Annotated in this window: 6 protein-coding genes; 3 read left to right on the top strand and 3 right to left on the bottom strand. The window is 40.1% G+C overall.

The window, feature by feature from the left end; translation table 11 throughout:
* Window positions 1-26: 26 nt before the first annotated feature.
* From ADS77_RS01345 to ADS77_RS01335, 3 genes are all read right to left on the bottom strand, one after another.
* Window positions 27-2165, bottom strand: a complete 2139-nt coding sequence (locus tag ADS77_RS01345) for a TonB-dependent siderophore receptor (RefSeq protein WP_054452517.1) — start codon at window positions 2163-2165, stop codon at window positions 27-29.
* A gap of 191 nt (window positions 2166-2356) precedes the next feature.
* Window positions 2357-3673, bottom strand: a complete 1317-nt coding sequence (locus ADS77_RS01340; protein ID WP_054203962.1) for a lysine N(6)-hydroxylase/L-ornithine N(5)-oxygenase family protein — start codon at window positions 3671-3673, stop codon at window positions 2357-2359.
* Between the two features lie 130 nt (window positions 3674-3803).
* Window positions 3804-5141, bottom strand: a complete 1338-nt coding sequence (locus ADS77_RS01335; RefSeq protein WP_054452513.1) for a salicylate synthase — start codon at window positions 5139-5141, stop codon at window positions 3804-3806.
* Window positions 5142-5271: 130 nt separating this feature from the next.
* Here ADS77_RS01335 and ADS77_RS01330 point away from each other — a divergent pair, with 130 nt between their 5' ends.
* From ADS77_RS01330 to ADS77_RS01320, 3 genes are read left to right on the top strand one after another with little or no spacing between them, the layout of a single operon-like run.
* Window positions 5272-11475 carry a non-ribosomal peptide synthetase gene (locus ADS77_RS01330; RefSeq protein ID WP_054452509.1) on the top strand — a complete coding sequence of 2068 codons (6204 nt, stop codon included), beginning with the start codon at window positions 5272-5274 and terminating at the stop codon, window positions 11473-11475.
* Window positions 11468-11680 carry an MbtH family protein gene (locus tag ADS77_RS01325; RefSeq protein WP_054203965.1) on the top strand — a complete coding sequence of 71 codons (213 nt, stop codon included), beginning with the start codon at window positions 11468-11470 and terminating at the stop codon, window positions 11678-11680. Before ADS77_RS01330 ends, ADS77_RS01325 begins: the two co-directional genes overlap by 8 nt.
* A 1-nt stretch (window position 11681) precedes the next feature.
* Entirely contained in the window at window positions 11682-13352 is a 1671-nt protein-coding gene (locus ADS77_RS01320; protein WP_054452507.1) for an amino acid adenylation domain-containing protein, read from the top strand.
* Window positions 13353-13369 lie beyond the last annotated feature (17 nt).

Genomic DNA, 13369 nt, shown 5'->3' with positions numbered 1-13369 from the left:
AGCTTTTTAGGTAATAGGGTATTACATCAAAACTGATAAGTTATTTGCGCACTGTAACTGCGAGGTTGTCCGTAGGCGCCAAAAGAGTATACACCGACACTTTCAAAGTAACGTTTATCAAATAAGTTATCTATATTTATTGAAGCCGATACGTCCGCTGTTATTTTATAACGCATGAATAAGTCAGCAACGGCGTAAGCTTTTTGTTCTGGTGTTTCGCCATTTGGTCCTGTTGGGCGATTAGTGAATATTTCACTCTGCCAACGTAAACCACCGCCGACAGTTAATCCACTAATTGTTTGCTCTAAGTCGTAGGAAGAACTTAACCTGAGCATATTTTCAGGTGCAATACGAACAACGTCTTCATCATCAGCATTACGGGCTTTACGGTATGTGTACCCAGCATATACCTCTAAATTAGGTATTAACTCACCGGAAAGTTCAATTTCAAAGCCTTTAGTGGTAACACCTTGCTCTGCTTTGTAGCGCTGTTCTGGTACACCGTCGACGATAACTTTAATATCTGGAGTCGCGAGGTTGCTTTGCGCGACAAGAAAAATAGCGCTGGAAAAATTAAGACTGCTATCAAAAAGTTCAGCTTTTACTCCTGCTTCGTAGTTCGCGCCTTCAAGTGGTTCGAGTAAGTTACCAGTGCGGTCTATTTGAGTTTGAAAATTATAAATTTCGGTTAAGCTAGCATACCCTGAGAACTGGCTATTTATATCGTAAACTAGGCCAAGGTAAGGCGTTAAAATACCACTGCCAGACGCATTAACATCAACGATCGTGTTTCCCCATATGCTATGCTCCCAAGTGCTAGTGCGTAAGCCTACGATGATAGATAAAGGATCTATTAAGCTAAACTGGCCGCTAATGTATGCGCCGCTTTGTTTGGTTTCCCAGCCCCAAAACTGGTCTGCTTGATCTGCAAACTCTGGGTAAGGTAAATGTTGCCAATCATCAAATGACCAATCGGGCGTTGTATTTAATGTTGCTCTACGACTGCGTGAGTTTTTTTCAAAACTGCTGTTATAACCCACAACAACTTGGTGGTCACGGCCAAATAACTCAAAAGGTCCACTTGTACGGATATCAAAACTATCTTGCTGCCATTCACCCGCCGTTGCGCTTGGGTATGGTGTTAAGCCTAAGTGTGTCTCTGGCTCTAAATAGCCGACCACATACACGCGTTCATCGTCATATTGACCATCCATATAACTGCCGTAAATATTAAGCTCCCAGCTATTTGCAAACTGATGTTTTAAAGATGCGAAAGTCACTGTGCGATCTCTGTTGCGATAGGTCCAATCAGTTCCTGTATTACTTGATCTTGGTAAGTCTGTACGTGTGCCGTCGCTGTAGTACATAGGAACAGTTTCACCAAAACTTACCCCATTGACATGATGCTTTTGATAATCAATACCAATGTTTAGCCTGGTATATGCAGTAAAGTCAGCTTGCACAATGCCGTATAGCACAGTTTTACCACGTTCTAATGAGCTAATGTAAGAGTCACTGTCTTCGTATGCAGCAACTACACGACCACTTAGCTTATCGTCAAACCCAAGTGGAGTTGACGCATCTGCATCAGTTCTAGTTAATCCCCAACTCCCTGTTTTTACAGTTACTTTCGCATGTTGTTCAGTCATTGGCTTTTTGCGAATTAGGTTTATAGCTGCTGATGGGTTACCAGCACCCATTAATAAACCAGCGGCGCCACGTATAATTTCAACTCGCTGATATATCGCCATATCAGATAAAAAGTCTCCTTCAACCCCGCCATTAGCTCCGCGAACTGGTGAACCATCAAATTGTATATTATCAATCGAAAAACCGCGTGCAGAAGGGAATACGCGGTCTGTTTCAGCCTGATTCATAGAAATCCCCGTAGTTTGGCGCAATGCTTGTGCTATTTCAGTAATACCTTTGTCGTCAATTTGCTGACGGGTGATAACACTGATTGATTGTGGTGTTTCACGTATTGAAAGGTCTAACCCCGTTGAGTAGTCCATTGATTTAGTCGTGTAAGAGCCAACTACATCAATCACTTCAATAGGTTGAGTATTATTGTGGGGGATTTCAGACGCTGCTTGTTCAGCGAGGGCATAATTGCTGAATAATAAAGTAGTTGCAATGGCTTTTGAAATCGGTGAAAGGGTTAACATTAAAACTCCGTTATGATAATGATTGGTGTGTGGTGATGGTTGAAATTGAGCAAGGTGAGCTATGTTTTAGTTCCTTAGTATTAAGCAGTGCCATCTGTTCAAGGTTATAGCTCATTGAAAAATAAGCTCGATTGTAATGGATGCACATTACTTAAATAACAACGCTATTAGGGTAATGTGCATTTTGGAGATCAAGCTAAAGCAGTTGTGGCAACTTGTTGAACCTTTTCTCGCAACTCGGCTTGCAATGAGAATGCAATTTCTGCTGATCTCATAGAAAGTACTGATAGCAATGTGTCGCTTAAGCCATGTGTTGATTCTGAGCGCCCTTGTAAAAATAACGAAGGAAGAAAACGATCATCCGCTTTAACTTGATAATTTCTGTCAATATCAATGTTTCCTAAATAGTCTTTAATGGGTTCTAACATAGGTGCCATTTTAGGTCGTTCATATCCTGTAGCTAAAATCACTAAATCGTAATTATTCGTGGCATGCTTATTTGATTTTTTATCAAGTATAGATAGTGTTATTTGTCCACTTTTTTCAGATGCTTGAGTTACTTCATTATTAGGGCAATACTTATGTTGCTCCACCATAGCTACTTTTTGTTGATAAAAAATATTATATATTTGCTCAATCATCGCTGAATCAACAGCTGAATAATTAGCGTATTTATATTCTTTTAATAGTTCTTCTCTTTCTTGTAGTGTTTTACTGAATATAGAATCTGTTGATGATGGGTTAAAAATTTCATTCACATAGGGGCTTGAGTCTGCTGGCTTCATCGAATTGCCACGCATAATTAAATCAACTTTTGCGTTTGGATAATTATCATCAATATCAATAAAAGCTTCCGCAGCACTTTGCCCGCCACCAATTATAGCAATGCGTAAGTCTTTTGTTTTTACTGGAATAAGTTTAGTCATTTTTGATAGGTAGTGAGTATGATGAAATACAAGTGGGGTTTGTTTTAGTGGTTGGAAAACCTTCGGTATTAAAGGGGTTCCTCCAGTCCCCATAACAAGTGATTTAGTAAAACGAGCTTTACTTGTACCACCTATGTCTGTTGTTATCACTTTGAGCAATTTTACTTTTTGATTATCCATAACCGGCTCAATAGAGGTGACCTTTTCGCCGTATTGACATTGGGCTGAAAAATGACCCGCAACCCAGCGCAGATAGTCATTAAATTCTAACCTGCTTGGGTAGAAAGTACTTAAATTTATAAAGTCCACTAAACGATTATGAGAATGTAAATAATTTAAGAATGAGTAAGGGCTGGTTGGATTTCTCAATGTGACAAGATCTTTCAAAAATGAGACTTGTAGCCCACTTTGACTCGTAATAGTATCACCATGCCATTGATATTCTGGCTGTTTATCAATAAATAAGGCATTTAGTGTGGTGGAATTATTGTTAATTTCCTCTAAGGCAATCGCCAAAGCTATATTTGATGGGCCAAATCCGACACCAATGATATCGTATGTAGGTATTAGTGGCTGTGCCATGCTTGAACTCCTCGTTTAAAACAACTTTTAGCAGCTACATAAATTTACTTTTGTTTATAAAAATGTGTAGCAGTGGGTATTAGCTGAATAAGGATTCATTAAGTATCCTTATTTAATGAATTACGTTAATTTAGCTTGTTTTTTCAACAACCCAAGGTGAAATGCTTGCTAGTTTTTCACTGGTTTCGGTGAGTTCTCTTTCTGGTGTTGAATCAAGTACAATTCCGGCTCCAGCCTGTAACCAGTGCTGATCGCCTTTACTCATCACACTGCGTAAAACTAATGCTGCGTCAATAACGCCTGTGTGATCTAGTTTTAAAATTGCGCCTGCATAAAGCCCTCTGCTACTGCCTTCGTGTCGTCGTATTTCTGAAAAAGCAGCCAGCTTTTGAATACCAGACGCTGTAACAGCAGGGAATAGGCTTTCGAATGCATGCCAAGCGTTATATTCTGTTTTTAGAGTGCCACAGACTCTCGAAGCTAAATGTTGTACAGAACCTCGCTTTTTTTGAACCATGAACTGTGGTACATGTACAGATTCTGGTTCACAAACTTCAGTCATTTCGTCAACTGAAAGTCTCACAGATATTGCGTGTTCGTGGGTTTCTTTTGGATCTCTTAGTAACTCATCAAATATTTTTTGATCTGTGTCTGGATTACCTTCTAATCGTCGAGTGCCCGCTAACGGCTCTGTTGTAACTTTACGGTTTTCATTAACTGAAAGTACAATTTCAGGACTAAACCCGGTGATTTTCCAACCAGCTAAATTCATTGTAAATGAACGAGCAGGTGTATTCATAGAACGCCCCTGAAGCCATGTAGCAGTGTAGTCGGGCGAAAAATGTAGGGGAACCTTACGCGAGAGTATGACTTTTTCTAGTAAACCATTTTGGATATTGGCGACAGACTTTTTAACTGCATTTTTATAATTAATATTGTCTGGTATTTCGACATTTTTGTAAGGAACGTGTGCTCGTACAACTGCATTTTCTAGTATTAAGCGTACTTGCTGCTCAAGTTCACTGGATTTAGATTTAATGAGTGTTGGTTTTTTCCCTAGGGATACCGTTATTTTTGGCTCACAAATAAATAATAACGCTTCTTGGCCTGCTTTTTCTTCTTCGGTTAATAGCTCTGGTGATTTGAGGGCATATGCGAATTCAAAACTAGACCATCCGCATGCTTGCCATTCACCATCCCAAGTATTTAATTCTTGCTGTAGGACTTGGCAGAGGTTTTCACTGTTAACTTGGCGCTGAGTCTTTCCTGCAGAGGTATTAGATTCAATGTGAGTTGCAAATACTGTTATAGAACGAACAATACCCCCTGCAAACCAACATTCACCGTTATCTTCGTAAATTAAATACTCTTTAAATATACCACTGTCGGCTAGAGCGGCTGCTCGTGCGAAGATTAAATTTTGCTCATCGCTTTGGGTTGTGCCTTCATTGGAAAAATTAGTTTTCATAATATCTTATGCTCCTTTTCAAAATACATTTTGCATACACACGGGATTAATTTTCAATCAATGTGTTGCAATAATAACTACAGTAAATAATAATGCAAATTATTATTGTTTATATTTTAGGGTCTGTTTTATGGATAATGCACTTAGGCTAAAGCTTGCGAGAAAATTGGCGGCAACTCGAAAAATAATCATGCCGAATAATAATGCGGGCTCTTTATCGACATTGAATCAAAGTCTTACAGTTTCAAAAGCAAAAAATGAGACCAGTTATGTGCTTTCTAATGCGCAAGAAAGGATGTGGTTACTTAATCAACTAGACCCACTTTCGTCTGCTTACAATGTTTGTGTCTTGTGGCAATTTAAGGGTTGTTTAGATGCGCGTGTTTTACAGCAAAGTTGTTTTGAATTAGTGAAGAGGCACAGTATTTTTCGAACTTCCTATTATGCAGACCCTATTGTTGGTGCTCGACAAAAAGTGCTTGATGAGTTTCCTTTGCAGTGGTGTGAATATGATTTACAAGATTTAGATCAGCAGACGCGAGAAGTACGTCTTAAAGAAATAGCACAACATGCAAGTACAGAACCTTTCGATCTTGCAACTAAGAGTACACTTCGACTTGCTCTCGTAAAAATGACCGACAGTCATCACACTTTAGTTATGGTAGGGCAACATATTGTCTGGGACGGGGCGTCATTTGGTATTTTTTCTAACGAATTATCAACATACTATACGCTAATTAAGAGCGGCCAACCTAAACAACGCGCTCCGTTACCCATCCAGTATTTAGATTTTGCTCAATGGCATCGTGAAAAATGGCAACAAGATTCCGAACAAAGCAAAGAGCAGGTTACGTTCTGGCAAAAACAGCTTACACCGCTACCTGAGCCTATTGATTTTCCAACTGATTTCCCTCGGGGAGTGAGGCAAAATGAAAATGGTGGCTGGCACAGTGATAATCTTGATCAAGCAACAACACAAACGCTACTTACGTTAGCACGAGAAGAGCAAGTTACAACTTTTGAAGCTATTATTGCGGTGGTTGCTTTATTAATGACTCGGCTTTCTAGGGCATCAGAAGTGACGATAGGGACAGTGGCCTCGCATCGTAATTTACCTGAGCTGAGTGACCTGATAGGTAATTTTGGTAATGTTATTCCACTACGGATTAAGGTTGATAATAAACTTTGTTTTCGTGAACTGATCCGTGATTGTGCGACACAATGTCGTGCTGCTTTTTCACATGCAGATTTACCCTTTGAATTATTACTTGAAAAATTACAAATAAAACGAGGGGAATCGCAAAACCCATTATTAGACACTATGGTGACTTTCTTAAGCCATGGGATGGCTCCACCCGTAATCGATGACTTAGATGTACATTGGGAAAAGTATTTTAATGGTACAACGCAAACAGATCTCTCTTTTGACGCATTATTAAAAGATAACTGCCTTCAGTTTCAAGCCACTTGGCGTGCTTCATTATATCGACCAAAAACCATACCAAATCATTTAAAACGGCTGCTACAGTTACTTAAACATTGTGTTCAAGAACCAGATGTTGCACTAGCTAACATTACCACTGTATTACCCGATGAAAATCAATTAATAAAATGGGGTCAACGCGATGCTTTTGTAAGCCCAGTAACAACGCTCGTTGCTTGGTTTGAGAGTACCGTGAGTAAATATCCAAATCGAACTGCCGTTGAGTTAGTTGGCAGTGAAACGATAAAAAGTGTTTTGCAAAAACAAAACGTGCTGCATGACCTCAGTTTTTTAACGCTCAATGCAAGAGCAAATAGAGTCGCAAGGTGGCTAGTATCGCAAGGGATTGGGCCAGAAGATCGGGTTGCCATAATAATGCCTCGCCAGTTGGAATGGTTCGTTGTGATGCTTGGTACACTCAAGGCGGGTGCCGCTATTGTACCTATAGATCCAAATTATCCAGAGGATTACATTAACCGAGTACTTACATTGGCTGCGCCAAATATAGTAATTAATAACGGTGATACACATTTATTTGAATCAGCTAAAGCGACTGAATTACAAACTAAAACAATCAGTCTGTTAGTTATTGAGAATAAGGCATTAAGTTTAAAAAATAGTGATCTTAATCTTACAAATGAAGAGAGATGCAGGCCATTGCGCCCATCTCATCCAGCCTGTATTACGTTTACATCAGGCTCAACAGGGCAGCCAAAAGGTGTTGTTGTAAAACATGCATCTCTGGTTAACCTTATTGCTAGTCATAAACACGATCTCTATAGCGAAGCTTCTGCGCTTGTAGAACATAATCAGCTAAAAGTTGGCCATGCTTGGTCTTTGGCTTTTGATGCCTCATGGCAACCTACACTGTGGATGTTTGAAGGCCATAAAGTCTATTTATTTGATGCAAATACGATGCAAGACGCGGTCACTCTTGCCAAAGAGATAATGCTTAAAAAAATGGATTTTATCGAGTTAACGCCCAGTATGCTAGATGAAGTATTACCGTGGTTACAGTCAGGACTTACAGATACAAATGGGCAATTTATTGAACCTCACATACCTGCAATATTGGGTTTTGGTGGTGAATCGGTAAAACAAGAGCTTTGGCAACGTATAAAGAGCCTTCCTAGTACGTTGGGCTTTAATTTATATGGCCCGACAGAGGCAACAGTGGATGCAATGATTGCTAAAACCAATGCAGCTGAAAAGCCGGTAATAGGTGGGCCGGTTGCAGGAGGGCAAGTATATGTTTTAGATAGTTGCTTGCAATTAGCGCCTTTAGGGGTGCCTGGTGAGCTTGCAATTGCTGGTGCTGGATTAGCAAGAGGATACCTTGATCGTAGTGATTTAACAGCAAGCAAGTTTATTGCTAATCCTTTTGCTGCACAAGGTGAAAGGCTTTATCTAAGTGGTGATAGAGTAAAATGGACAACTCAAGGAAATATTGAATACATTGGCCGTATAGACGAGCAAGTAAAAATTAGAGGTTTTCGTGTTGAGCCGCTCGAAGTTGAGTCAACCATTGAGCTGTTAATTAAATGTCCTTGCGCTGTAATTGCCAGAGCGGTTACTCAAAATGCGATGGAGTTAATTTGTTATATTGAAAATGAAATGGAGCAACTCAGCGACAATCAAGAGGCTAATTTAAACTTAATAGCTCGCTTTCGCTATATATGTGAGCAAGCTCTACCTCCTCACTTAGTCCCCAAGTATTTTGTAATTAATAAAAAACTACCTAAATTACCTAATGGAAAAATTAATCGTAAAGCGCTGTCGATACCTGATGATTTAGGTGTTATTGCCAAAAGAGCCCCTCGCAATGAACTGGAAAAAAAGCTATGTAGTTTAGTGTGTGACGTTTTAGGGATTGAGACAATAGGCATTGACGATGGATTTTTTGCAGTGGGTGGCGATAGTATTTCAGTTGTAAAATTAGTCAGCCGCGCTCGTCGAGAAGGGATCCACCTAACTCCTCGTCAAGTATTTAATGCAAAATGCATTGCGAATTTGGTTAAAGAATTACACGAAGTTGATCCCCTAGGAGACAGTCAAAATAGTAAAGCGGTTAGCCACGATAGTAATGATAAAGGCCAGCTTACTTCAACTTTATTAATGCAGCGCTACCTTAATGCAGCGACGCCGCTTGATCGATTTGCACAACTAGCAAGTGTAGTAGTGCCTGAAAGTATGACGGCTGGTGAACTAAAAGAGCTTGTGTATGCTTTACTTAATCGCCATGGGTTGTTGCGAGCTCAATTGGTGCAATCGGATACGGGGGGGTTATCCCTAAATGTTCCGATTGAAAATACCCAAACTATTTATTGTGAGCAAACTTATCAACAGTGTGATGATAAGTATAGAGTGTATTCTGAAAATGCTGATTTACCCACTTTAGAAAAATCAGGTGCATTATCAGCAGCAGAGTTGGCAAAACAACTATGTAGTAATTTAAGTCCTAAAAACGGTGTTATGGTTGCCGTATTGTTAGTTAAAGAAAATGAAAATAATAACCAAAGGGCTTGGTTTGCCATAAACCATTTAGTCATAGATGCCTCATCATGGCATATTTTGGCTGAAGACCTTGCGATTGTCCGAAATCAGCAAGTGAGTAATGAAAAACTTGAATTACCTCCCGTACCAACATCATGGCGTAGTTGGTCCAATCACATAAATAAATTAAGCCAGCAGTATATACCTGCGCCAAATTTAACTAATTTTGGAACGTTAGCAAGCGCTCACACATTAACTTGGAGCTTGGAACCGTATAATAAAACATGTCCTGCATTAACTGTCGCTCGTAGGTTAGCGCTTCCACTGGCTAGTCTATTACCTGCTATAAGTTGCTTAGCTGCTATTACATCAAAATTAAAACCAGCGCTAGATAATCGCTGTCCTACCTTGGTACTAGAGCGGCATGGTCGAGAAGTACAGGAACCAACACAAGATTTAAGCAGGACTATTGGCTGGTTTGCCCGTGAAGTTTATGTGGCTCTCAATAGTGATGTTTTAAAGACTAAATCGGATGAAATGTCGAGCCAGTTGATAGAAACAGTGTTGCGCAAATGGTGTGGTCAAATTATTCAGCAAGACTCTCCTTTTGTATCATCAAGAGGTGTCGCGCCTGCTCAACAAGGTGTAAATGGATGGTTAGTCGGTTTTAATTTTCTTGGTGATTTAAATTTATCCTCCAATTCAGATTTATGGTCAGTAACTCCGCTTCTTGAGCAGCTCACTGAAGCTTGCTCCGATCACTGGCCGTTACTAAATTCTTTAGATTTAACAGCCTACTACTGTCAACAAAAAGGGATAAAAACTCTTCACTTTAATGCGATAGCACCTAGTAGCGAATTGCACCATAGTGATCTACTACGATTTAAAGCTGAGTTAAATAAGCTTTTTCATCAACTACACGACTGTTTTATTGAAGAACAACAACGGCTACAAGCGCAAGGTCTTATTGATAGTAATAATTTGACAATTAAACCAGCTACGCCACTACAAGTTGAAATGCTTCGCCACTGTCATGGACTAGAAGATCCATGGACAACACAAATGGAAATAACTCTTTCTAATCAACACACCCCAGGCATATCTGAAAGTGCTTTAAAAGCTGGGGCCGCGGATCTCCTGCGTCGTCATGACGCGCTAAGATCAGGCTTTTTTGTGAAAACATTTTCTACTTTCACTGCCGATATACTCGATCCTGTATGGGAAACTTTAGATTTACGTGGTGAACCAAGTGATCAATATGAAGCATTGTTAGCGCAGCATCGCACAGCATGGTACCAATATCGCTTTGAATTTGATGCTCCGCCACTCATGCGATTTTTATCTATACGTATAAGTGATACTCAATGGCTAATTTTGATTCATTGTCATCACTTACTGCTGGATGGTTGGTCAGCCCCTCGAATTTTGCAAGAGTGGCTTGGAGGAATGAGTGCTGAAGCCACTTTAGCTTATCCAAATTTACATTGGGGTCAATATCTTGATTGGTTACAAAAACAAGATCCTACAATAGCTTGTCAATATTGGAATAAAGCGCTAAATGGCTTAAAAGCTCCTTCATTATTATGCCCGACAAGACAACAACGATTTCCTTCACAAGAATTATCTAGTGTGCTTTGTGCTGCTGTAAATGCAGACGTTAAAGCATTAGCTGCAAAGATTAATGTATCTACGGCCATGCTATTTCAATTGGCATGGGCTAAAACAGTGGGTAATGCACTTAATCAGGACGATGTTGTATTTGGTTTATTTGATTCTGGTCGTGCAGCGTCGTTAGCAGGTATTGAAACACTTGTTGGATTGGTTACTCAGTTAGTACCAATACGGATTAAGACTGATCCTTTGAGTAGTCCAATTAACTTGTTGCAGCAGTTGCAAACTGAACAATTTGAATGGCAAGCGTTAGCTCCGGTTAGGTTGGATAATTTGGAGGCGACTCATCGTTTTGGTGAATTTTTTGATACTTTATTAGTTATTGAAAATGCCCTTGATGCGGATACACAAACCGCAGAGCCAATTAAACAAGTTAATTCATCTCAAGGACTTACATTACCAGTTGCATTGGCAGGGTTGAAGGATGTTAAGTGGCAAGATTCGGTTGGCCAAACCGCTGCTTTATTTATTTACCCTGGTGCAACAACCAAGATCCGTTTGAGCTTTGACCCGCATGCAGTGGGCAAAAAACGTAGCGCTCAGCTATTAACTGATTTTGAGTTCTATTTGCAAGCACTTGTCGATAGTTGTGACAAATTAAGTCATGAAGCCGAAAATTCTGCGCAACTTAATAACAGCGAATTAAACCCCCCATCAACAGTCTCTTTGGAGTTAAATCATGAGTGAAAATATTTTCGATGATGAATCAATGGCATTTGTAGTCCTTATCAATCATGAAAAACAGTATTCGTTATGGCCTGAAGTATTAACTATTCCCTCTGGTTGGGATCAGGTTTTTGGCCCTCAAACACGTGATACTTGTTTGAGTTGGCTAAATGCTAATTGGACAGATTTACGTCCTAAATCACTCATAGAGATGGATGGGAATTAATATGGAGCAGATTAATAAGGGGATGCCAGCAGGGACAGCATGCCTGTATCAATCCTTTACTGAACAAGCCGTTATGCACCCTAATCGCATCGCAGTTAGTGATGAACATAGCTCCTTGACATATAAAGCGCTTAAACAAAAAGCTGACTTGGCATCACATCGACTTTATGCAAGTGGTGTTCGTACAGGAAACTGCGTGGCTTTAATATTGCCTAGAAACTGTGAGCAAATCATTCACGTGTTAGCAATATTGCAACTTGGAGCGTGCTATGTGCCGATTGATCCCGACTACCCCAAAGAAAGGATCGATTGGATAATTGCTTGTAGTCAGCCTAGTGTAATTGTTACTCAGCGAGAGTTGAGCATGACGCTTTGGGGGAACGATTCACTTACTAAAGCTATGAGTCATTTGTTGTTTGTCGAGGACCAATTTAACTTTGTTCCAGATGAGCACGAGAAACCTATTTACAGAGCCGCAGGTGCTTTCGCTTATATTATTTTTACTTCAGGGTCGACGGGAAACCCTAAGGGAGTTGTTGTAGGGCATCAGCAAGTTCTGGCTTTAATTAATGCGGCAATGCCTTTATTAGATGCAACACATACTGATGTTTGGGCTTTGTTTCATTCACTGGCTTTTGATTTTTCAGTGTGGGAAGTGTGGGGAGCCTTGACCACAGGAGCCAAGCTAACGATTATTCCAAAAAGTGTAATTTGGTCACCAGACGCCTTAGTGCAATATTTGAGAGCAGAAAAGGTCACTATTCTTAATCAAACGCCTTCAGCATTTTATGCCTTAATTGACGCAGAAAGTAAGGCTCTAAAAATGAGTGAGCAACCACTATGCTTGCGCAAAGTGGTCTTTGGTGGTGAAGCACTTAATTTGGATAAAGTAAAAAAATGGTGGCAGCTTTACCCTTGCGAAACATTGCAATTGATAAACATGTACGGGATCACAGAGACAACGGTGCACGTAACATGGCTAACACTAAGTGATTCACTTTGTGGCACTGAAAATAGTCCAATAGGTGAAGGGCTAGCTAGTTTGGAGGTGCTTTTACTTGATGAAAATCTAGAAAAAGTGGCTGATGGTGAAATTGGTGAAATTTATGTAGCAGGAGATCAAGTGGCATTCGGTTACATCAATCGTCCTGATCTAACCGCAATGCGATTTGTTGCCAGTCCTTTTCACACTGGGAAGCGGATGTATCGTTCGGGTGACTTAGCGAAGCAACTTGATGGTCAACTCTTTTATTTTGGTCGCGCAGACAGGCAATTGAAAGTAAGGGGGTTTCGTATTGAGCCGAGTGAAATAGAAGTTGCTTTAGAATCTCATGCAAAGATACAAAGAGCAGCCGTGATAGCAAAACCATGCCTCGACAGTGGTTTATCAGATGGCTTAATTGCTATTTTAATCGCGACAGAGGAATCATTTACCGCACAACCAATAGCAACATTGAGAAACTATCTATCTCAGCATCTCCCTGTTCACTATTTACCTTCAGACTTTCTATTTGTTAAAAAATTCCCGCTAACAGTAAACGGAAAACTGGATGAAAAAGCGTTACTTATGCAGTGGCAAGCAAATCAAAAAAGCACTTCTTCTTTGCATCAACAGCGGCTAGAGCTGCTGCGTTTGAAGCAACAAGACATCCTCGCCAAGTCAGCAACATGATTTGGTAAAGACAAACA

It is taken from the genome of Pseudoalteromonas porphyrae, assembly GCF_001298125.1.
Lineage (GTDB): Bacteria > Pseudomonadota > Gammaproteobacteria > Enterobacterales > Alteromonadaceae > Pseudoalteromonas > Pseudoalteromonas neustonica.
This window is presented reverse-complemented; position numbering and strand designations above follow the sequence as displayed.